The organism is Kribbella sp. NPDC003557, assembly GCF_040610805.1.
Lineage (GTDB): Bacteria > Actinomycetota > Actinomycetes > Propionibacteriales > Kribbellaceae > Kribbella.
The window spans coordinates 357,957-378,678 of the sequence record NZ_JBEXMY010000001.1; the positions used below are offsets into that span (position 1 = coordinate 357,957).

The 20,722-nt window shown below is 69.5% G+C and carries 17 protein-coding genes; 8 read left to right on the top strand and 9 right to left on the bottom strand.

Annotated features, from left to right (window positions below; all coding sequences use genetic code 11):
- Positions 1–170: 170 nt before the first annotated feature.
- From ABZW60_RS01755 to ABZW60_RS01775, 5 genes are all read right to left on the bottom strand, one after another.
- Positions 171–1,526: an extracellular solute-binding protein gene (locus ABZW60_RS01755; protein WP_355472963.1), complete on the bottom strand. Its 1,356-nt coding sequence runs from the start codon at positions 1,524–1,526 to the stop codon at positions 171–173.
- Positions 1,526–2,407, bottom strand: coding sequence for a carbohydrate ABC transporter permease (locus tag ABZW60_RS01760; protein WP_355472965.1), 882 nt, complete (start codon positions 2,405–2,407; stop codon positions 1,526–1,528). Before ABZW60_RS01760 ends, ABZW60_RS01755 begins: the two co-directional genes overlap by 1 nt.
- A complete protein-coding gene (locus tag ABZW60_RS01765; RefSeq protein ID WP_355472967.1) occupies positions 2,404–3,348 on the bottom strand; it encodes a sugar ABC transporter permease in 945 nt (314 codons plus the stop codon). The genes ABZW60_RS01760 and ABZW60_RS01765 overlap by 4 nt, the downstream gene beginning before the upstream one ends.
- A gap of 37 nt (positions 3,349–3,385) precedes the next feature.
- The gene (locus ABZW60_RS01770) at positions 3,386–5,509 is read right to left on the bottom strand and encodes an alpha-galactosidase (protein WP_355472969.1); all 2,124 of its coding nucleotides are present in this window, start codon (positions 5,507–5,509) and stop codon (positions 3,386–3,388) included.
- Positions 5,510–5,690: 181 nt separating this feature from the next.
- Positions 5,691–6,599, bottom strand: coding sequence for a nucleotidyltransferase domain-containing protein (locus tag ABZW60_RS01775; RefSeq protein WP_355472970.1), 909 nt, complete (start codon positions 6,597–6,599; stop codon positions 5,691–5,693).
- Positions 6,600–6,666: 67 nt separating this feature from the next.
- Here ABZW60_RS01775 and ABZW60_RS01780 point away from each other — a divergent pair, with 67 nt between their 5' ends.
- The 4 genes from ABZW60_RS01780 to ABZW60_RS01795 all read left to right on the top strand — a co-directional run bounded on the left by ABZW60_RS01780 (position 6,667) and on the right by ABZW60_RS01795 (position 9,250).
- Entirely contained in the window at positions 6,667–7,236 is a 570-nt protein-coding gene (locus tag ABZW60_RS01780; RefSeq protein ID WP_355472972.1) for a helix-turn-helix domain-containing protein, read from the top strand.
- On the top strand, positions 7,233–7,925 hold the full coding sequence (locus tag ABZW60_RS01785; RefSeq protein WP_355472974.1) for a hypothetical protein: 693 nt from the start codon (positions 7,233–7,235) through the stop codon (positions 7,923–7,925). The genes ABZW60_RS01780 and ABZW60_RS01785 overlap by 4 nt, the downstream gene beginning before the upstream one ends.
- A 147-nt stretch (positions 7,926–8,072) precedes the next feature.
- Positions 8,073–9,002, top strand: coding sequence for a hypothetical protein (locus ABZW60_RS01790; RefSeq protein WP_355472976.1), 930 nt, complete (start codon positions 8,073–8,075; stop codon positions 9,000–9,002).
- Complete coding sequence (locus ABZW60_RS01795; protein WP_355472978.1) at positions 8,978–9,250, top strand: hypothetical protein; 273 nt, start codon at positions 8,978–8,980, stop codon at positions 9,248–9,250. Before ABZW60_RS01790 ends, ABZW60_RS01795 begins: the two co-directional genes overlap by 25 nt.
- A 58-nt stretch (positions 9,251–9,308) precedes the next feature.
- Here ABZW60_RS01795 and ABZW60_RS01800 read toward each other — a convergent pair whose 3' ends face one another.
- On the bottom strand, positions 9,309–11,612 hold the full coding sequence (locus ABZW60_RS01800) for a M4 family metallopeptidase (protein WP_355472979.1): 2,304 nt from the start codon (positions 11,610–11,612) through the stop codon (positions 9,309–9,311).
- 454 nt (positions 11,613–12,066) lie between these two features.
- Here ABZW60_RS01800 and ABZW60_RS01805 point away from each other — a divergent pair, with 454 nt between their 5' ends.
- From ABZW60_RS01805 to ABZW60_RS01815, 3 genes are read left to right on the top strand one after another with little or no spacing between them, the layout of a single operon-like run.
- Positions 12,067–14,421: an FHA domain-containing protein gene (locus ABZW60_RS01805; RefSeq protein WP_355472981.1), complete on the top strand. Its 2,355-nt coding sequence runs from the start codon at positions 12,067–12,069 to the stop codon at positions 14,419–14,421.
- A 30-nt stretch (positions 14,422–14,451) separates the two neighbouring features.
- Positions 14,452–14,883, top strand: coding sequence for a MarR family transcriptional regulator (locus tag ABZW60_RS01810; RefSeq protein ID WP_355472983.1), 432 nt, complete (start codon positions 14,452–14,454; stop codon positions 14,881–14,883).
- Entirely contained in the window at positions 14,880–16,070 is a 1,191-nt protein-coding gene (locus ABZW60_RS01815; RefSeq protein ID WP_355472984.1) for an epoxide hydrolase family protein, read from the top strand. Before ABZW60_RS01810 ends, ABZW60_RS01815 begins: the two co-directional genes overlap by 4 nt.
- 76 nt (positions 16,071–16,146) lie before the next feature.
- Here ABZW60_RS01815 and ABZW60_RS01820 read toward each other — a convergent pair whose 3' ends face one another.
- A complete protein-coding gene (locus ABZW60_RS01820; protein WP_355472986.1) occupies positions 16,147–17,082 on the bottom strand; it encodes an alpha/beta hydrolase in 936 nt (311 codons plus the stop codon).
- An 88-nt stretch (positions 17,083–17,170) separates the two neighbouring features.
- On the bottom strand, positions 17,171–18,016 hold the full coding sequence (locus ABZW60_RS01825; protein WP_355472988.1) for an AraC family transcriptional regulator: 846 nt from the start codon (positions 18,014–18,016) through the stop codon (positions 17,171–17,173).
- A 56-nt stretch (positions 18,017–18,072) separates the two neighbouring features.
- Here ABZW60_RS01825 and ABZW60_RS01830 point away from each other — a divergent pair, with 56 nt between their 5' ends.
- The gene (locus ABZW60_RS01830; RefSeq protein ID WP_355472990.1) at positions 18,073–18,840 is read left to right on the top strand and encodes a phytanoyl-CoA dioxygenase family protein; all 768 of its coding nucleotides are present in this window, start codon (positions 18,073–18,075) and stop codon (positions 18,838–18,840) included.
- A gap of 4 nt (positions 18,841–18,844) precedes the next feature.
- On the opposite strand, the gene ABZW60_RS01835 is transcribed toward ABZW60_RS01830, so the two are convergent.
- On the bottom strand, positions 18,845–20,722 hold the full coding sequence (locus tag ABZW60_RS01835; RefSeq protein ID WP_355472991.1) for an ABC transporter ATP-binding protein: 1,878 nt from the start codon (positions 20,720–20,722) through the stop codon (positions 18,845–18,847).

Sequence of the window (20,722 nt, forward strand, 5' to 3'; positions counted from 1 at the left end):
GACACTCCTCGGTGCTCGTGGATCTTCCAACGGCACCAAGACTGGCTTTCAGACCCCTTTCACCGCGTCGGCCCAGCGGCGACACCTCCGCTACCCCCGGAGGAGCACGCTGCACCGCAGGACGCAGTACGACGTACTCCCCCGGGCGTAGACCGTCCCAGGGACAACCCTCAGCTGTTCGCGGACAGGATCTGGTTCACCTCGTCGTTCGCCTTCGCGAGCGACGACGGTTCGGCCTCGAACGACATCACCGCGTCCATCGCCGGCGTCATCACCGCGGTCACGTCGGCCGCGTTCGGGTTGGCCGGGTACGCGAACACGTCACCCGCCTCGACCGGTTCCAGGAACGGTGTCACGTCCCACCCGCTCTTCGCGAACGCCGCCTTCGCCGCCGGCATGCTCGCCGCCACCGCCGGGAACACCACGCCGGCCTGCGCGACGATGTCCTGCGCGGTCTGCGAGCCGAGGAACTTCACCCACGCCCAGGACGCGTCCCGCCGGGTGGTCCCGGCCCAGATCGTGTCCGCGAGCCCGTTCATCATCGACATCCGCTTGCCGACCGGACCGACCGGCAGCCGGGCGAGCTTGGTCTTCACCTGCTTCAGCCCGCCGTACGTGCCGAGCATCCAGGAGCCGTTCGGCGTGATCGCGTACTTGCCCGCGCCGAACGAGGTGGTCACGTCCACACCGGACTTCGCCTGCGCGTACGTCGGCATGTACCCCTTCGTGATCAGCGAGCGCCACCACCCGATCGTCTCGGTGAACTTCGGGTCGCCGTAGAAGAACTTCGTCCCCCACGGTTCGCCCTCGGAGTACTTCCAGCCGTTGCTCGCGGCGTACCAGCTCCAGCTGGTCTGACCGTCACCGCCGCCGGCGTCGCCGTACCCGAGTCCGTAGACCTTGACGTTGTCCTTGTCGAACCCCGGCTGGTCGCCGCGGCGGCCCTTGGAGTCCACCGTCAGCCGCCGGACGATCTGCTCGAACGTGCCGCCGTCCTGCGGGTTCCACGTCATCGCGTTGAGCTGGTCGGCGCTGATCCCGGCCGCCTCGGTGAACGCGCTGTTGTAGAAGTTGACCTCGGTGTCCCAGTCCTTCGGCAGGCCGTACCGCTTGCCGTCGGCCCCGATCCAGCGGTCCGCCAGGCCCTTCTGGTAGATGCTCAGGTCGACGCTGTCCCGGCTGACGTAGTCGTCGATCGGCAGCACCTGCCCCTTGTCCGCGAAGAGCGGGTACTTCGAGGAGTGCCCGGTGAACACATCCGGCGCGGTGTCGGAGATGAACCCGGTGACCAGTTTCGACCAGTAGTCGTTCCAGCCGTACTGCTCGATCTTCACCGAGTACTGCGGGTTCTGCTCGTGGAACACCTTCGCGCACTCGGTGTACATCGGCAGCTGGGCCGAGTCCCACAGCCAGTAGATGATCTCGCCGTCGCCGCGGGCCGCCGCGCCGTTGTTGCACGCGGCAACCGACGGTACGGCCAGCGCGGCCAGTCCGGCCTTCAGCAGGGTCCTTCGTGAGAGATTCATCATTTGATCCCCGAGAAGCCGATGGAGTTCGTGATCCGCTTGGCGAAGGCCAGGAAGAGGATGATCATCGGCAGCGCCGCGATCAGCGTCGCCGCCATCAGGCCGGCCCAGTCCGGCCCGCCCTGCGGCGTCTGGGACCGGAACACGCCCAGCGCGACCGTCAGCACCCGGACGTTCTCCTGCTGGCCGACCAGCAGCGGCCAGAAGTAGTCGTTCCACGAGTTGATGTAGGTCAGGATCGCCAGCGTCGCGATCGGCGCACCGCTCATCGGGATGATCAGCCCGAAGAAGATCCGCCGGTGCCCGGCGCCGTCGATCATCGCCGCCTCCTCCAGCTCCCGGTTGATCCCGAGGAAGAACTGCCGGAGGAAGAAGATCGCGAACGGCGTCATGAACGCGCCCGGCAGGATGATGCCGGCGAAGCTGTTCAGCAGCCCTAGGTTCTTGATCAGCACGAAGTTGGGCAGCGTGGTGAAGATCGGCGGCACCATCAGCGCGGCCAGGAACAGCGCGAACACCTTGTCCCGCCCGGGCCAGCGCAGCCGGGCGAACGCGTATGCCGCCATCGCGCTGAAGAACACCTGGCACACCGTCGTGATGGTTGCCACCACCAACGAGTTGCGCAGGTACAGCCAGAAGTTGACCGCGGCGCCGGAGCCGCCCTGGGCCTGCGCCTCCTCGATCGTGGACAGCCCGAGCACGCGCTTGAACGCGCCGAGCGTGCTCTCCACCGGCAGCAGCGAGCCCGGGTGACCGGGCAGCTGGGTGTTGTCGGAGAAGGCCGTCCGCAACATCCAGTAGAACGGGAACAGCGTGACGATCAGCAGGATGAACAGCAACACCCAGGCGACCGTACGGCCGACGCTCACCTGTCGCCTCATGCGAGATCACTCTCCTTGGCCCGCAGCAGCCGCAGCTGCACCAGGGACACGACGGCGAGGATCGCGAAGAGCACCAGCGCCATCGCGGACGCGTAGCCGAAGTCGAACCGCGTGAACGCCCGCTCGTAGATGTAGTAGTAGATGACCCGCGTCGCGTTGATCGGACCGCCCTGCGTGGTCACGGCGACCGTGTCGAAGATCTGGAACGAGCCGATCATGGTGACCACCAGGACCATCACCAGGACCGGCCGCAGCAGCGGCAGCGTGATCCGCCAGAACGTCTTCCACTCGGTCGACCCGTCCACCTCGGCGGCTTCGTAGACGTACGCCGGGATCGTCTGCAGCCCCGCGAACACCAGCAGCGCGGTGTACCCCATGTGCCGCCAGACGTTGATGCCGGCGACCGTCGGGATCGCCCAGTGCGAGTCGCCGAAGAACGCCACCGGGTCGATCCCGAGCCAGCTGAGGCCCTGGTTCACGATGCCGACCTGGAAGTCCAGCATCCAGTACCAGACCAGCGCGACGACGACGTTCGCGACCAGGTACGGCGCCAGGATGATCGCGCGGACCGTGATCGACTTGGTCAGCCGGTACATCACCATCGCGATCCCGACCGCGAGCACGGTCTGCACGCCGATGTTGATCACGACGTACTCGACCGTGACCACGAGCGCGTTCCAGAAGAAGCTGTCCTGCAGCATCCGCTCGTAGTTGGCCAGCCCGTTGAACTTCGGCGCCGACAGCAGGCTGTACTCGGTGAAGCTCAGGTAGGCGCCGCGCAGCGTCGGCCAGATGTAGAACACCACGAAGCCGAGCGTGGCCGGGGCGAGGAAGATCATCGCGACCTTGAGGTCGCCCAGGCTGCGCCGCCTCCCCGGCGGCGCCGCCTGTTCCCCGTGACTTCGTTTCCTGGTAGGTGGAGCGTTGGTGGTCGCGGTCACGGGGGATCTCCTTCTCTGGTCCGGCGATCGGGCGGGCTTACCCGATCGCTGTCACGTCCAGCAAGATCGCGCTCTCGGGCCACTGCGCCGGCATCAGCACACCGACCGAGGCGAGGGCGGCGCCGTTCAGTTCCACGCTTCCACCGTCGGCCGACCAGGCCGTGGACCGCGACTCGGGTCCGGGTGTCGCCACCTTGCTGATCCGGTACGTCCGGGCGGGGTCGAGCCCGGGCAGGCGCACCCGGCCGACGGCCGAGGTCACCGACTGCTTCGTCTGGACGACGCTGAACACCGCACGGGCAGCGTCCTGCGCGACGACGCCGTGCACCAGCACGTCCTCCGGGCCGCGGTCGGCGCGCACCACACGACCGGAGTGCAGCAACGGCCGCAGCTCCTTGTGCAGCGCGACCCAGCCCTTGAGCTCGGCGCGCTCCTCGGCGCTGGCCGACGCGATGTCCCACTCGATGCCGAAGTGACCGAACAGCGCGGTGATCGCGCGGAACGACAGCGTCTGCGTCCGGCCGGTGGTGTGCGCCCGCGGCGGGCCGACGTGGCAACCGATCAGCTCCGGCGGCAGCAGCAGCTGCGTGTAGCGCTGGATCGTCTGCCGCTCGAGCGCGTCGTTGCTGTCGCTGCCCCAGATCCGGTCGGTGCGCTCCAGGATGCCGAGGTCGACGCGGGCGCCGCCGGACGAGCAGGACTCGATCTCGAGGCCCGGGTGCCGGCGCTTCAGCTCGTCGATCAGCCGGTACACCGCCAGGGTCTGCTCGTGGATGCCCGCCGTACCGGTGTGCTGGTTGCCGCCGTCGACGAAGTCGCGGTTGTGGTCCCACTTCAGGTACGCGATGTCGTACTCGGACAGGATGCTGTCCAGCCGCTCGAGGATGTAGTCGTACGCCGCCGGGACGCCGAGGTTCAGGCCCTGCTGGTGGCGGGCGGTCGGCGGCATCCGGTCGCCGGCGGCGAGGATCCAGTCCGGGTGCTCGCGGGCCAGGTCGGAGTCCGGGTTCACCATCTCCGGCTCGACCCAGAGCCCGAACTGCAGGCCGAGGCTCTTCACGTGGTCGACGAGCGGGTGCAGGCCCTTCGGCCAGATCTCCTCGTCGACGTACCAGTCGCCGAGCCCGGCGTGGTCGTCGCGGCGGCCGCGGAACCAGCCGTCGTCCAGGACGAACCGCTCGGCGCCGACCTCGTGGGCCGCGTCGGCGAGGGCCTTGAGCTTGTCCAGGTCGAGGTCGAAGTAGACCGCTTCCCAGGTGTTGAGGACGACGGGGCGCTCGGTCGCCGGGTGGTTCGGGCGGGCGCGCAGGTAGTCGTGGAAGCGGTGCGAGACCTGGTCGAGGCCGACGCCGTACGAGCCGTAGATCCACGGGGTGCTGTACGTGCCGTTCGGGGCGATGCGGCCTTCACCCGGCAGCAGCAGCTCGCCGCCGCCGATCACGCCGTACCCGCTCATGCCGCGCTCGGCGTACGACCGGTGGTTGCCGCTCCAGGCGGTGTGCACGCCCCAGACCTCGCCGGTGCGGAACCCGAAGCTCTCGGTACCGGCGAGCAGCAGCAGGGTCGCGTCGGCGCCGGTGCGGCCGCGGCGGTTGTCGCGGATGTGCGCGCCCTGCGTGAACGCGTGCCGCTGCGGGTGCCGCTCGCCGATGTGCCGGCCGGTCATGTCGAGCAGTTCGGTCGCCTCGGTCGGGACCGGCAGCGCGAGGTAGAGCCCGTCGACCGTGTACGGCGTCGTACCCGTGTTGGTCAGGTCGGCCTGTGTCCTGACCAGGCCGGAGTCGGTCAGCTCGACGGTCAGCCGCAGCCGCAGACCGGCCTTGGCGTCGGCGGCGTCGATCCGCAAGGTGTTGTCGGTCCGGGCGACGGTGCTCAGTTCGAAGCTCGCCGAGAAGTCCTGTCCGTCGCGGTGCCCGTTCAGGCCCGGGAGGCCGAACCAGCCGGCCGAGTACTCCGGGACGATCCCGATCGGACGGTTCTCGTCCAGGCCGTTCCCGTCCTGGACCGCACCCGCGCCGCGGCGCAGCTCCAGCAGAGCGTTCTCGGTCAACTCACCCAGGTCCGCACCCCAGTGCAGCACGGACGGAAGGCCGGGACCGGAGCAGTCCAGCACCAGGCTGACGCCACCGGCGCGGAGCTGCAGAATCTCGATGTTCGACACTGTTGATTCACTCTGCTTTCTGATTGATTTCAGGACGGAACTATTTACCCCGCCGAGCCGGTTGTCAATGCTTCACGAAGTTAAGTAAATAGCTTAGAGCTGACAGCGCTGTCAGCACAGCACCTGCGGCAACCGCTTCCCCAGGGTCAGGCGTCAGCCGGGGTAGCCGAGGGCTCGCCTGTCACGCGTCGCCGAGACTTCTTCTCCGAACGGACCGCAGCCACTCGTCGACCCGCGTCACATCCGGGGTCGCCGGGAGGATCGTGCGCTGCAGGGCCTTGTCGAGTTCCTCGTGGAGGGAGAGGCGCCAGTGCTCGACCTCTTCCCAGGGCAGCTCGCCGCGTTTGATTGCCAGGAGGCGTTCGCGGTGCGGGCCGGCGTCGACGACGAGGGTTGCTTCGAGCAACAGCTCGCGGGCGGACAGCAGGAGCCGGATCAGGTGCATGACGTGCTTCCACTTCGGCGCACCGTCGCGGCGGAAGTCGGTCTCCAGCTTCTTGAACTGGCTGAGCACGTAGCCCGAGTACGTCTGGTAGGCCAGCTGGGACAGGAAGGAGCGACGCAGGCTCAGGAGCTCTTCGCCGAGCGGTGTCTGCCTGACAACGAGTGGTGAATGCAGGACCTCGAGCAGGTTCGGGTTCGACTTGAGCGCGAGCTCGCAGAAGCGCTCGATCTCCCAGGAGAACCATTCCGGCTCGGGCCCGTCGACGTGGGTCGGCGGCTTCGCGAGCGACCAGAACGCCTCGGTCGGGGCGACGTACACGCCGCGGGTGTCGGTGTCGGAGTCGTCGGTGTCGAGCCCGAAGGCCCGCGACCCGACGACGGCCGCGTAGATCGTGTGTTCGCGCACCAACCGGTCGCCGTCCGGCTGATCCAGCTCGATCGCCTCGTCCTGGTACGCCGTCCGCAGGCTGAGCTGATCGCGCCGGGCCAGCGTCTCCCGCCCGTCGACGAGCCGGACCGTGTAGCGGCCGTCGGCGGTGATCCCGGCGACCCGCCCGGTCGCCCCGCGCTGCGCCGTACCGCCCTGGTCGTCGGGTGCCGCGACGCGGATCACCACCTGCGTACCCACCGGCAACTGCGGACCCATGCGGGCATCGTGTCATCCGCCCGGTCGATCTATTGACAAATTTTTCTGTCAAGTGGAGATTGGAAGCATGCTGCGGTACGTCGACGAGCCCGAGAAGGTGCGGATGGCGCTGTCGCCGATCCGTCGGCGATTGCTCGACCTGCTGCGGGAGCCGGCCTCGGCGACACAGCTCGCCGCGGCGCTCGACCTGCCGCGGCAGCGGGTGAACTACCACCTGCGGGAGCTGGAGAAGGCCGGCCTGGTCGAGCTCGTCGAGGAGCGGCCGCGGCGCGGGTTCACCGAGCGGATCCTGCGCGCCTCGGCGGCGCTGGTCGTCGATCCGGCGGTGATGGGACAGGCGTTCACGCAGATCCAGGACCAGTACGCCGCCGAGCATCTCGTCGAGGTCGCCGCCGGGACCGTGCGGGACGTCGCGCGGATGCAGAGCGCCGCCGACGTGGACGGCAAGCGGCTGCTGACGTTCACGCTGGAGGCGGAAGTGCGGTTCGCGGAGCCGGGCGCGGTCCACCGGTTCACCGATGCGTTGACCGCCGCGCTCCAGCAGGTGGTCCAGGAGTTCGACAGCGAGGGCGGGCGGCCGTACCGGTTGATCGCGGGCGGGCACCCCGCACCCCGCCGTACCGAGGGAGGGACATGAAGATCGAGGTGACGGTGGCCGCGCCGGTGGCGTCGGTGTGGGACGCCCTGCGGAACAAGGACAAGATCCGGCACTGGCACGGCTGGGAGTACGAGGGCGGCCTCGACCAGGAGATCGACCTGATCTACTTCACCGACGCGGTCGAGGAAGGGACGACGCTGCGGCTCGGCAACGGCGACGAGTTCGCCGTGGAGCCGGCCGACGGCGGGTCGCGGGTCACGCTGACCCGTGCGCCGCTGGGCGCGAACCCGGACTGGGACGCGTACTACGACGACATCACCGAAGGCTGGATCACCTTCCTCCACCAGCTCCGGTTCTTCCTCGAACGGCACCCCGGAGACACCCGGCACACGCTGTTCTACTCGGGCACCGGTCCCGTCTCCCCGGTCGACGAGCTGCGCATCCCGGCCGGCGACGCCTTCGAGCTGGACCTGGTCGGGCAGCGGGTGAAGTGCGAGGTCTGGTACCGCTCCGACCACCAGCTCGGCCTCACGGTCGATGCCTGGGGCAACGGCCTGCTGGTGCTCAGCCACGTCCCACCCGGCGACCGGAAGCCGGACGGCGCCACGATGGCGATCCTGTCTCTGTACGGCGCCGTCGACCGCGATGTGGACCGCGACGCCGTGGACGCCCGCTGGCGCGCCTGGTGGAGCAAGCGCTGGCCGGAGGAGCTCAACCTCCCGGGCTGACCCCTGACACTGCGGTGACAGCGCGCAAAGATGTCAGCACGCTGAGTCTGCGGACGGTTGTTACCGGGAAGTATCTCGTCGGTGATCAAACGATCACTGAACTCCGGCGAGAGAGGCCTTCCGGTGATCACACCCCGAAGTCGTCGAGTGTCCGCAGCAATCCTCCTACTGTCCCTGACCGGGCTCGGCCTGGTCGCTCCCCCGGCGCACGCCGACGGTCCCGGTTCGGGGACGCCGTACGTCGTCACCGTCGGGGACTCCTACATCTCGGGTGAGGCCGGCCGCTGGGCCGGGAGCTCGAACGACTCCGAGACGCCGGCCGACGCCCTCGGCTCGCACGCCTATCACGACAACGCGACCCACACCGCCGAGGTGATCCCGCGCTGCCACCGCAGCCTGTCGGCGGAGGCGTACATCGGCGGCGGGGTCGGCGGGCTGAATCTGGCCTGCTCGGGTGCCCGCACCACGACCTCGACCGGCGACTACTTCAAGCCGGGCATCGACTTCTACGACGACGGCGCCGGCCACCAGGGTCAGGCGAAGATGCTGCAGTCCTTCGCGGCGACCCACAACGTGAAGCAGGTCGTCGTCTCGATCGGCGGCAACGACTTCAACTTCGCGTCGATCGTCACCCAGTGCGTGCAGGACTTCCTGCTCTCGCCATCCTGGAACCCCGACTACTGCAAGGACGACTCGTCCGTCGTCGCGAACTTCACGTCCGCCAACATCACGACGGTCCGCGGCAAGATCGCGACGGCGTTCCAGAACGTCCGGACGGCGATGCGCAACGCCGGGTACGGCGACAGCGCGTGGAGCCTGGTCGTCCAGACGTACCCGTCGCCGATCCCGGCGTCCAGCGGCTTCCGCTACGGCCAGTCCGGCTACACCCGGCAGAGCGTCGGCGGCTGCGGCTTCTGGAACGCGGACGCCGACTGGGCCAACGCCACCGCCCTCGTCACGATCAACAACACGGTCCGCGCGGCGATCGGCCAGTCCGGCCTCACCAACGCGCGACTGCTCGAACTGCAGTCCGCGTTCAACGGCCGCCGGCTGTGCGAGAAGACGGTCGGCCTGTAGAGGAGGTCGGCCTCAGCTCGTGGACGCAGCCGACCGCCGTCGACAAGACCGAGTGGATCAACCAGATCCGCACGGTGACGACCGTCGGCTCGAACTACTACATCCAGGAGTCCCTGCACCCGAACTACTGGGCCCAGCTGGCGCTGCGCTCCTGCGTCCGCCAGACCTACACCCAGAACCGCGGCGGCACCTGCTCCATCGCCGGCACCGGCCTCGCCAACGGCGAACCCCGGATGACGCTCGGCTGAGACATGAACCGGCCGCCGCACCCCTCGCCCGGGTACGGCGGCCGATTCAGCTAGCGGGTCAGCTCAGGTTGAGACCCGTGTCGTCGATGACGAACGAGGTCTGCAGCGAGATGTCCTCGGTGCCCGTGAAGCTGATGGTCACCGTCTGGCCGGCGAACGACGAGAGGTTGAACGACTTGAGCGAGTATCCGCTCGCCTTGTTCAGGTTCGAGTACGTCGCCAGCGTGGTCGAGCCCGCCTTCACCGTGAGCTTGTCGTACTGCGTGGTCGTGGTGGTCTCGGCGGAGTCGATGTGCAGGTAGAACGACAGCGTCGCGCTGCACCCGGCCGGGATCGCCACCGACTGGCTCAGGGTGTCGGTGTGGGTCGTGCCGTAGCCGTCCAGCCACGCCTTCCAGGTGCCGCTACGGGCCGGCTGGGAGGCCGTGTTGTCGATCACGCCCGCCGACGCCGACCACGGGGACGCCGTACCGGTCTCGAAGCCGGGGTTGCCGAGCTTCTGGCCGGAGCAGCCGCCGGTGCCGCCGATCGTGAACGTGAACGAGGTGTTGCCGGATCCGCCCGCGCTCGCGGTCGCCGTGACGGTGACGTTGAACGTGCCGCTCGCGGTCGGCGTACCCGACACGGTGCCGGTGGACGAGCCGATCGTGATGCCGGCCGGCAGACCGGTCGCGGACCAGGTGTACGGCGCGGTGCCGCCGGACGCGGTCATCGTGAACGGCGAGATCGCGGTGCCGACCGTGCCGCTCTTGTTGCCCGGGTTGGTGACCGTGACGCCTCCGGAGGTGGAGCAGGTCGGGTCGGCCGTCTGCGCCGGAACGCTGACCGCGTCCCAGGCCGCCTTCACGGTGTTGAACTCGGCGCAGCTACCCGGGTACAGGTTCTTGGCCGCGGTCAGCGTCCAGGTCCGGTACTTCAGGTACGAGCTGCTGCTGGTCTTCATCAGCATCGCGTTGTACATGATCCGGATGGCCTTCTGGATGCCGATGCCGGTCACGGTCGAGCTGTTGCAGGTCGGGCTCGACGGGGAGCCGTTGCTGCCCTGCGAGAGCAGGTAGAACCAGTGGTTGCCCGGACCGGCCGCCGCGTGCACCTCGGTGCCCGGGATCGAGCTCGAGTAGCAGTTCGGGTCACCCAGCGCGGACGGGTTGTACATGTTGCGGATCGGGCCCTGGCCGACCAGGTTGACCTCTTCGCCGACCAGGAAGTCCGGCGGGTCGTACTGGGAGGCCTGGTTGCTGTAGTACTCGGTCGCCGCGCCGAAGGTGTCCGCGACGAACTCCTGCGTCCCGCTGCCGGAGATCCCGCCCGGCGTGTGGTCGTCGATACCGTGACCCATCTCGTGCGCCACGACGTCCAGCGAACCGATCCAGCCGCCGGCGGTGTTCTTGCCGATCTGGACCTGCGTGCCGTCGTAGTACGCGTTCTGGTCGTTCAGACCGACGCGGATCGGCCAGGCGCCGCCGCTACCGTCCATCCCGTTGCGGCCGAGCCAGTCGGTCAGCATCTTCTTCTCGGTCTGGGCGGCGAACAGCGCGTCGACGCAGCCGGTCTCCTTGTTGGTCGCCGTCCCGTTGCCCCAGTTGTCGTCCGGGCCGGAGAACGTGGTGTTGTTCGCCGAGTCCTGGCAGGACAGGTTGGTGGTGGCGGGGTCCTTCATCGAGTACGTGCTGCCGGACAGGGTGGTGTCCAGGTGCACCGGGTTGGGGCCGCTGTAGACCGCCGTACCGTTGCCGGCCAGCACGTGTTCCTTGGTGCCGAGCACCTTGCCGCTCTGCGCGTCGACGTACACCGACAGGCTCGACGGCTCGTGGCCGTTGCTGCCGGTGACGCGCGACTGCCAGGCGAGCTTAGGCGTGCCGTTGAGGGCGTAGACCGCGAGCGTCGGCGTGGTCGAGCCGGTGACCTGCTTCAGCTGCTTGTTCGCCGTCTTCTGCGCGGCCGCGGGGGCCACCGTCGCGGTCGTGGACAGCTCCGGTACGGCGGTGGTCTGCGCGACCGAGGTGTACTTCACGGCCCCCTTCGCGTCCGTGACCACGACGAAGTCGCCGCCGACGACCGGGAGGCCCTTGTACGACCGCTCGTACGGGACGTACTGCAGACCGCTCTGCTCCGAGATCACCGGCTTCGCGACGAACTTGTCGTCCTTCGAGGCGTGCAGGGCGCTCGGACGCCCGGCCACCAGCGAGGACGCGGAGCCGGCCGCGAACGCCTTGGACTCCGCCTGGGTCGGCCGTGGCGGGGGTGCCGCACTGGGGGCCGCGCCGGCGGCTGACGAGCCGAGCCCGGCGAGTGCCGCCGCCGCGAGGCCGGTCAGCCCCAGGACGACAGCAGGTTTGCGGGAACGCTGGAACAAGACCATGGATGTGGTCCCTTCACGATGCGGTGCTGGGCGGGTTGCGCCTCGCCGGACTGCAGTCGGTGCACCACTCCGGCTGGAACCTCCGGCCTACTCATCGACCGGCTTGGTGGAGGACCCCGTTCCATCCAGCCCCGATGAATCGCGCGGAGGGACACTATGTCCGCCACCGCGGCCGGGCAAGGCGCTGTCGTGCCGTTGGCACGCCGATGACAACTGACCGCGTTGTCATCGCTACCAAGCGCTGACAAACCCGCCCCAATCTGAGAATCATCACGACCCGGGCCGGCCGGCGGGGATTGCGTGAGGGGTCTGTCGCGGAGGGTGCTGGGGTGGGGCTGGCGGTGGTCTGCGGCGGATGCGAATGGCAGAATCGCGCCGACGGGATGGCTGCCGCGGGGTGCGACGCGCCGGCGGCGCGACCGATCGCGATCAGACGACGCCGGCTGGGGTGTGAGTGGAAACCGAATTCGTGCTGTCGCTCGGTGAGCAGCAGTGGACACTGCCGGCCGGGACCGACACGATCACCATCGGCCGCGCCTCGAACGCCGACATCCGGCTGCAGGCCGACGACCAGATCTCCCGCATCCACGCCCGCCTCAACCGCGACGGCACCACCTGGACCCTCCACGACGAGTCCCGCAACGGCACCGGCCTCAACGGCCGCCGCCTCACCACCCCCACCCCCCTGAGCACCGGCGACCGCATCCACATCGGCCGCTCAGTCCTGACCTTCACCAAATCCACCACCCCCGCCCCCACCCCGCAGGCCCCACCCACCCTGGCGACCCCAGTACCCGCACCACCCGCGCCCCCGGCACCCGAACCGCCTTCCCAGAACGAGTACGGCGCCGCCCTCACACCGCCCGCCGACGAACAGCCGCCCAACAGCACCCCGTTCGCACAGCCAGACCAGGCCGACCCGTTCCCAGAGGCGGACCAGCCCCGCGCCGGCAGCCAACTCGGGCAAGCAGAGCAGGCGCGTGGCGGCGCCCCGTCCCCGGAGCCGCACCAAGCGCCGGACACATTCCCGGACGCGGAACGCGCGCGTAACGCAAGCCCGTTCACGCAGCCGGAGCAAGCCCCCGGCGGCGGCTCGTTCCCGGAGCCGGAGCAGGCACGTGGCGGCAGCCCTTTCCCGGACGCAGAGCAGGCGCGTGGCGCAAGCCCGTTCGCGCAGTCGCAGCAGGCCCCTGGCGACAGCGCGTTCCCGGGGTCGGAGCAGGCACATGGCGAGAGCCCGTTCGCACGGTCGGAGCAAGCCCCCGACGGCAGCCCGTTCCCGGAGCAGGCACGTGGCGGCAGCACCTCCCCGGAAGCGGAGCAGGCGCGTGGAGTAAGCCCGTTCGGGCGGGGGCGGGTGGGGGATGCGGAGGAGTATGGGGCTGCGGGGGTGGTTCCTGGGTTCGAGCGGGCGGCTGACGGAGGGTCTTGGGCGGCTTATCCGTCTGCGGATGTTGCGGAGCCGGTGCGGTCGCCGTCGGAGGTTTCCGGGCAGATCGCGCATGCCGAGCCGAACTGGAACGAGTCGGCCAGCTGGCCCGACCCCACCCCGCCCACCGTCGACCGCCGGACCGGGGCCGACGCACGAACCGGCGGAGACCCGCGAACAGGCGCGGACCGGCGTACGGGTGCCGACCGACGCGGCTCGCGCCGGGACCGCCGGGCGAGTGCCGCCCAGCCAGACGCAGACGGCTACGGCTCGAACGGGTACGGCGTGGACGGCTCAGACGGGTACGGCATGGACGGCTCGGGCGGGTACGGCGCGGCCGGCCAAGGCGTGGACCGCTCGGGCGGGTACGGCGCGGCCGGCCAAGGCGTGGACCGCTCGGGCGGGTACGGCGCGGACGGCCAAGGCGTGGACCGCTCGGGCGGGTACGGCGCGGACGGCTCGGGTGAATACGGCGCGGGCGGCGCGGGCGTAGGCGGCGCTGGCGTGGACAGCCCGGTCGGCTACAGCTCAGACGGCTACAGCTCAGACGAATACGGCTCCGGTGGTCATGGCGCGGAGGGCTCGGACGAATACGGCTCGGGCGGCTCGGGCGGGTATGTGTCGGGGCGTGGTGGGCGGCGTTCGGGTGGGCGTTCAGGTGGTGCGCAGCGGTTGCCGGGGGTGGATGACGTCACGGGCGACGCCGTGGGGAGTGTGCGGCTGGCGCGGTTGCTGGTTGTGGCTGGTGGGATTGTCGGGCTCGGCATTGTCGTGAATCTTGTCGTCACGTTCCTTGCCGACGGACCGGGTGGAGCGCTGCGGTGGCTCGTGCCGCCGGGGATTGCGCTCGTCGTGGCGATGGTGCTCGCGCTGATCGACGCCGCCACACCTACGGATCGCCGCGCAGGGCGCCTGGACGTGTCGGTGCTGGTTGCGATCGCGGTGGTGCTCGTCGGCGTCGGCGTCGGCGGGTTCGCGCTCTCGGCCGGTGCGGAGTACGTCGGCGGCTACCTGACCGGCAACGAGTCCGGCGAGGACCGTCTGGTCAAGCCGGTCGCGAAGGCCGGCACCGACGTCACGATCACGGTCGAGAACGTCACGTACACGAGCCATTTCACCCGCGTCGAGGTCAAGCTGACCAGCTCCGCCAAGGAGGCGGTCAAGATCCCGATCGACGGTACGACGTTCACCGCCGCCGACGGCACCGCCCTGCGCGCCGACCCCGGCAAGAGCGCGTGGCCGAGCCGGATCGCGGCCGGCGGTACGGAACACGGCACGATCACGTTCAAGGGCCATCTCCCGGACAGCGCCGACGCGGCGGTTCTCGCGTTCAAGTCGGGTAACACCACGTTCGCGGTCGGAGTTGCCCTCAGCCACTGAAGTATATCGATTTTTGATATAGTCGCGTCCGTGCCCGACCTGGACGTCGACCGCTTGACCACGGTCATCGAGGACTTCAACACGATCTTCATCCGGCTGCCCTCGGTGCGGCGGCTGAACTTCTCAGCCCTGTCCGTCCTGCACACACTCGGCCGGCGCGGCCCGCTGCGGCTCACCGACCTGCTGGCGACGGAGCAGCTGAAGCAGCCCGCCCTGACCAGCCTGGTCGCGAAGCTGGAGCAGGACGGCCTCCTCCAGCGCCGTCCCGACCCCGCCGACGGCCGCGCCAGCCTGCTGTCGCTGACCCGCACCGGCCGGGACCTCGTCCGGTCCCGCCACGCGAACCGGGTCGAGAAACTGGCCGCCCTGGTCGCGCGGCTCACCCCCGACGAGCGCGCGGTCCTCGCGGGCTCGATCGACGTATTGCACCGCCTGACCGACCTCGCGGAGGACCCCGCATGATTCCCACGCCCGTCGCCGTATCCGATGACGTCCTCGCCGACCTCCGCCGCCGGCTGCGCGCGACGAAGTGGCCGTGCGACGCCGGGAACGACGACGGCTTCTACGGCGTACGACGGACCCGGCTGCAGCCGCTCGTCGAGTACTGGGCGGACGGTTTCGACTGGCGTGCGGCGGAGCGGAAGATCAACGCGTACGAGCATTTCCGCGTCGACGTCGGCGACGTACCGGTGCACTTCCTGCGCCGGCCGGGCGTCGGCCCGCGGCCGGTCCCGCTGATCCTGAGCCACGGCTGGCCGTGGACGTTCTGGCACTGGTCGAAGGTGATCGACCCGCTCGCCGACCCCGCGGCGTACGGCGGTGACCCGGCCGACGCGTTCGACGTGATCGTCCCGTCGCTGCCGGGATTCGGCTTCTCGACGCCGACCCGGCCGGACATGAACTTCTGGAAGATCGCCGACGTCTGGCACGAGCTGATGACCGGCGTCCTCGGCTTCCCGAAGTACGCCGCGGCCGGCTGCGACGTCGGCGCACTGGTGACCGGGCAGCTCGGCCACAAGTACGCCGACGAGCTGTACGGGATCCACATCGGGTCGGCGCTGAAACTCGATTTCTTCAACGGTGACCGCGGGTGGGACCTGAGCGGCGGCCGGCCGATCCCGCCGGGGCTGCCGCCGGAGATCCACGACGGCATCGTCCGGTTCGAGCGCCGCTTCGCCGCGCATCTCGCGGCGCACGTGCTGCACCCGACGACGCTCGGCTTCGGCCTCGCCGACTCCCCCGCCGGCATGCTGGCCTGGATCATGGAACGCTGGCTGAGCTGGTCCGAGGGCGACGACGCGTTCACCGACGACGACCTGCTCACGCACGCGACGATCTTCTGGGCCGGCGACGCGATCGACACCTCGATCCGCACCTACGCGAACAACAACCGCTACCCGTGGACGTCGTCCCACGACCGCACGCCGGCGGTCGAGGCCCCGACCGGCATCACCTTCGTCGGCTACGAGAACCCGCCCGGCGTCACTACTCCCGAGGAGCGCGTGCAGAACTTCCTCGCGAGCGACCGCGCCGCCTGGTACAACCACACGAACGTCACAGCCCACCCGAGCGGCGGCCACTTCATCCCGTGGGAGGCCCCGGACGAGTGGACCACCGACCTCCGCCGCACCTTCCGCCCACTCCGCTGACGCGTGCCCGGCAGCGACGCACGACGGAGGTCGTGCAGACGATTCTGATCACCGCCCCGAACCTCCCGACCGGCCGCTACTTCAACGGCCTCCGTGAGTCCCGCGCCAACGACCAGGCATACGGCGCCGATGCCCGCGACCGCCTCCGCGCCCTGTCGGACGACCTGATCGCGCTGCGCTGGTGGTCCAGCGCGCGGCGCTCGGCGCGGACCAGGTGCAGGCGGAGTTGCTGGGCGATCGTGTCGGGCGCGCTCTCGTCCGGCGCGTTGTGGTCGAGGCCGGGCAGGATCCGGTACTCCGCGTTCGGCAGGATTCCTGCGAGGCGGGGGATCACGCCGGTCAGGTACGCGGGCGACTTCTCACCACCGAGGAGAAGGGTCCGCGACGCGATCCCGGCGTACCGGCTGCCGTCGGAGTCCAGGCGGACGATCTCGCCGATCTCGGCCGGGGTCGTCGGCATCAGGTCGCGGGTCTCGCGCCCGCCGGCGCCGCGCAGCATCAGGAAAGAGATTGCCCAGAGCAACGGAGCGGACCGGAACCGCAACAGGTCCGTGCCTTTGAGGAAGGTCGTCATCGCGCCGACGCGCTGCCCAGCACCGAGCTGCCGGGTGAAGTCCGCCAGCCAGCCGCCGTCGAAGGACCCGCCGATGCTCACGCCCGGCTCATACGCGATCAGCTCATCCAGGGACTGCCGCAACCCCACGTGCAAGGCGATCAACCCGCCGTAGCTGTGCCCGAACACCACGCGTGCACCGGTGTGTTCGAGGACCGCAAGCACATCGTCGGCTTCGGTCTCGATGCTGTACGTCGGACCGCGCGCCGCGCTCGCCCCACGCCCGCGCCGCTCGATCACATGCACGGTATTCGCCCCCGCCAGCCCGCGCGCCAACTGCTCGTAGTGGTGCGATCGCCGATTGTTGCCCGGAATCACCACCACCCCGGGCCCGGCCCCGGTCGTCGAGACCTCGACCCCCGCGACCAGCTCCCGCTCCCACTCCTCCGTGCGCCCCATCCCCGGACCTCCCTCGTTCACACTCCCCAGGATGTCCAACAGCACTGACACCTCACTGTCTTCCCACTGGCACGAAAGTCGGGCCGGATCAGCGGTCCGGACCGCTCACCGTCCGGTAGCCGGTCGGCGGTACGCCGTACCGGCCGCGGAACCGCCGGGAGAGGTGGAACTCGTCGGAGAAGCCGATCCGCCGGGCGATCTCCCGGCAGGTCAGATTGGTCGCCCGCAACAGGGTTGCCGCGACCTCGAGGCGCCGGTCGTTGCGGAACGCCAGCGGCGACCGGCCGAAGCGCTCCCGGAACGTCCGCCGGAACCGGTCGTACTCGAGGTCGAGCCGGGCCGCGACGTCGCGCATCTCCAGCTGGCGTGGCAGGTCCTCGCCGAGCAGTCGCGCCGCCCGGTCCCAGAGCGCCGTCTCGTCGTCGACGGACGGAGCGAGCGCATCGGACAGCCAGGACGCCAGCGCCCAGATCTGCTGCTCGGCCCCCGACCGCGGCGGCGCGTTACGGAGCAGCAGCGCCAGATCGGCCGACCGGACACCCCGCGGGAGCGGCCGCGGACCGGACCAGGTGAGCCGGCCGGTCTGCCGTACGAGGTCGAACGCCGGCCCTTCGACGACGGCGAACCATTCGCTCCAGCGCTCACCGGGGCGGGTCCCGTACCAATGCTGCTCGCCCGGCAGCACCACCGTGAGCGAAGGCCCGGCGATCGGTTCGGTGCGCAGATCGGCGTGCCGGTAGAAGCCGGTGCCGGCCGTGACCAGCGAGATGACCGTGCCGGGGAGCGCGTGCAGTGGCCCGGGCACCAGCGGCTCGGCATCGGAGACCTCCCCGGCCAGCAGCACCCTGCCGAACGGGGTCGGGTCCTGGTCCGACATCGTGATCCGCTGGAAGCCACCGGCCATCAACGTCACCCTCCCTGCCAGAACGTACATCGAACAGCCACCGCGAGCATTCCGCCGCCTGCGGCCGGTTTGCCAGAGTGATCATCATGACGCAGACGCAGAATTCCCCACTGGTCTCCGACGAGCAGGTCGCGCAGTACGCCGCGGAGGGCTACTTCGTCCTCGAGAGCGTGATCGGCCCGGAGGACCTGGAGTTGCTGCGCGGCGCCGCGCAGTTCTCCATCGATCGCCTCGACGCCGCGATGGACGCCGCCGGCGTGGACCGGATCGGCATCAACGCCAAGGGCAAGCGGTACTTCAGCAACATGATCTACCAGCAGCGCCCGGAGCTCCGGAGCTTCATCTTCGGCCCGGTGATGGAGCAGATCTGCCGCCGGGTGCTCGGCGACGACGCCTACCTGTTCTGGGAGCAGTACGTGATCAAGGCGGGCGACCCGGACACCACCTTCGCCTGGCACCAGGACTCGGGCTACGTCCACGAGAACCACACGCCGTACCTGACCTGCTGGATCGCGCTCGACGACGTGACCGAGGAGAACGGGTCGGTCTACCTGCTCCCATACAGCCGCTCGGGCATCAGGTCGTACATCAAGCACGTCCCGATCGAGACCGGCGACCGGGTCTGCTACTTCGGCTCCGATCCCGGTCTGCCGGTGATCGTCCCGGCCGGCTCGATCGTCTGCTTCTCCAGCACGGTCATCCACCGCAGCGGGGCCAACCTGACCGACAAGCTGCGCCAGGTCTACCTGCTGCAGTACTCCCCCGAGGTGATCATGAACGCCGAGGGTACGGCGCCGCACGGATCCTTCGAGGCGTTCCTGGTCGGCGGCGAGGTCACCGCCGACCGGTCCTGACCGTTCAGGCGCGGGTCGCGGCGAACGGATTCGGGATCGCATCGAGCAACTGCCGGGTGTAGTCGTCGCGGGGCGAACGGATCACGTCCAGGGCGAGTCCCTGCTCGACCACCTCGCCCTCGTTGAGCACGACGACCTCGTCGCAGAGCATCCGGGCGCTGAGCAGGTCGTGGGTGATGTAGAGGATCCCGACGTCGCGCTCGTGGACCAGCTTGTCGAACAGTTCCAGTACCTCGGCCCGGGTCGACACGTCGAGGCTGGAGATCGGCTCGTCGGCGACGATCAGCTCGGGTTCGACGGCCAGCGCGCGGGCGATCACCACCCGCTGCCGCTGGCCCCCGGACAGCTCGTGCGGATACCGGTTGACGAAGCGTTGCCCCGGGGACAGCGCGACCGTCTCCAGCAGGTCGATCACCCGTTCCCGGAGCTCGTCGCCGCGCAGGTGCTGGTAGTTGATCAACGGCCGGGCCAGCGCGGCGCCGAGGGTCTTCGTCGGGTTGAGCGCCGAGTACGGATCCTGGAACACCATCTGGACGCTGCCGCGATAGTCGCGCAGCCTGCGACCGCGCATCCGGGCGACGACCTGATCGCCGTCGGAGCCGTGGAAGGTGATCCGGCCCGAGGTCGGCGCGTCGACCCCGGTGATCATCCGGGCGATCGTCGACTTCCCGCTGCCGCTCTGCCCCACGAGTGCCGTCACGCCGCCGCGGCGGAGGACAAAGCTCGCGCCCTTCACCGCCTCGGTACGGACAGCGTGCAGTCCCTGCCTGCGGACGTACGTCTTGGACACGGCGTCGACCGTGACCAGCGGCTCGCTCCGGATCGCCGCTGCCGAGTCCGAGGCGGCCTTCACGAACTGCGGCCCCGCGAAGGTCCGGATCGGCGGTCCGACGTCCACGCCGGTCGCGTCGTCGGCGGCACTGCGCTGGATGGCGGCGACGTGGCACGCCACCAGCCCGTCCCCGATGACCGTACGGGCGGGCTCGATCTCGGTACAGCGCTCGATCCGCTCCGGACAGCGGGCCGCGAACGCACACCCGTCCGGCCGATGCGCCAGGTCCGGCGGCCGGCCCGGGACGTAGGTGATGCGGACGGTCTCGGCACGGGGGTCGCCGTACGAGCCCAGCAATCCCTTGCTGTACGGGTGCAGCGGATCGTGGAGCAGTTGCCGGGTGGCCTGCTCCTCGGCGAGCTTACCGGCGTACATCACCAACGTCCGGTCGGACAGGTCGAGCACGGTGCCGAGGTCGTGGCTGATGAACAGCACCGCGAAGCCGAGCTCGGCCTGCAGCCGCCGGACGTTCTCCAGGATGTTGTGCTGGACCACGACGTCCAGCCCGGTCGTCGGCTCGTCGAGGACCACGAACCGGGGCTCGATGGCCAGCGCCAGGGCCAGGTTGACCCGCTGCCGCATACCGCCGGACAGCTCGTGCGGGTAGGCGGTCATGAACTTCGGGTCGATCAGCACCATGTCGAACAAGGACCGGATCCGGTCGGTCACCTCCCGGCCGCGCAGCGCGGTGTGGCACTGGATGACGTCGGCGAACTGCGCCTCCACCCGGGCTACCGGGTTCAGCGCGTTCATGCTGCTCTGGAAGACCGTCGAGATGTCACGCCAGCGGTAGGTGCGCAACTCGTCCTGGCTGAGATGCGCGATGTCGGTGCCGTCGAAGGTGATCGAGCCGCCGGTGATCCGTCCCGGCCGCTCGAGCAACCGGAGCACGGCCATGCCGACCGTGGTCTTGCCCGAGCCGGACTCGCCGATCAGGCCGACGAACTCACCCTCGTCGATGCTGAAGCTGAGCCGGCTGACCGCGTCGACGGCGGCCCGCTGCTTGGGTTCGTAGCGGATCGACAGCTCGCGGATGTCGAGGAGCGCCAT